Source organism: Spirosoma litoris, assembly GCF_054776755.1.
Genome location: NZ_BAAHBI010000090.1, coordinates 1 through 1,451, shown reverse-complemented (window position 1 = coordinate 1,451; position 1,451 = coordinate 1). Strand labels below are relative to the sequence as shown.

The window sequence follows — 1,451 nt, the reverse complement described above, 5'->3', positions numbered from 1 at the left end:
ACTACGCGTAACATCACCTTCACGGTGGGATCTACTGTGACGGGTAGTCTGACCAACGGAGCCGAGATCAGCAGTGCGAGCAATGCGTTGAATCTGCCGGATAAGGATTCCGATCCGGATAACAATCCGACCAACGATGGTACGCCGATCAATGATGATACGTCAGGGGATCATAAGCATAACCCATCGCAGGATGAGGACGATAGTGATATCGAGGTGATTACGGTAACACCCGTGCCGCCCGTTTGTGAGAAACCGGTGTTAACGGTAGGCAACCCCGTCTGCAATCCAGCCAATGGAACCTACAGCGTGAGTCTCTACAGCAGCACAGCCAATGTGCTGGCTAGTGCGGGTACGGTGAGTGGTTCTAGTGTAATCAACATCCCGGTTGGGACACCCGTCAGTGTGACGGCCAGCAATGGTAGTGGCTGTATCACCGTATCGACGGTCGAAAGCCCAGCCTCGTGTCCCGTAACACCAACCTGTACACAGCCAAAACTGACCACTGGTCAGCCAATCTGTTCGGGTAACGGGACCTATTCGGTGAGCTTCTTGGCTGACCGGGGCGTGGTGAGTGTCAACGCGGGCAGTATTTCGGGGAATACCATCGTGGGTATTCCAGTAGGCACCAATTTAGTGATCAGCTCAACGGACGGAACCTGTATCACCCGGATTACGGTGGTTAGCCCAGCCAACTGCACCAGTCCTTGTGAAAATCCAGGGATTAGCCTGAGCGGTCCGATCTGTGACGACAAGGGTACGAATACCTACTATCTGTATTACACCCTCCTCAATGGAGCGACGGTGAGAGTGAGTCAGGGTGTGGCCAGTAACGGGCTGATTACGGGTGTGCCTTCGGGAGCACCGCTGAGCCTGACGGTAAGCCGCGCGGGTTGCGCCGACAAGGTGGTGAGCATCCCCGGTATGGTGTGTGGGCCAAATCCGGCTCCATCGCTGGATCTGACCAAACAGGTCAACAAGACCCGGGCTGGTTTAGGCGAGGTCGTGACCTACACGCTCACACTGACCAATAGAGGCACGGGTTCAGCCACCAACGTGGACGTTCAAGAGTCGATGAGTGCCGGTCTGGTACTCGTACCTGGATCTGTTTCGACCACGGCGGGTAGCTATGCGGCTACCAGTCCGGTCGGTATCTGGACGGTGCCAAGTCTGGCTGCCGGAGCGACGACAACGCTGACCTTCTCGGCCAGCATTACGCAGGTAGGTGTGGTTTACAACACCGCAGCGATACCTGGCGATACGGCCACCGTTTGTACAACGGTTCCAGTGAAAGTTTGTCCCGGTGCGCCCATCCAGGTGGTTGTGTCGGCACCAGCAGGTTATCGTAATTATCAGTGGTATCGCAATGGTAGTGCCATTGCAGGTGCCACCAGCTATACCTACACGGCGACCCAATTGGGCGAATACACCATCCAGGTCAACGGGTCTGG

At 56.0% G+C, this 1,451-nt stretch carries 1 protein-coding gene; it reads left to right on the top strand.

All coding sequences use genetic code 11. The features are described from left to right. Positions 1-24: 24 nt before the first annotated feature. On the top strand, positions 25-1,451 hold a 1,427-nt coding region (locus ACYVGR_RS37605), incomplete at its 3' end, for a DUF11 domain-containing protein (protein ID WP_460966073.1).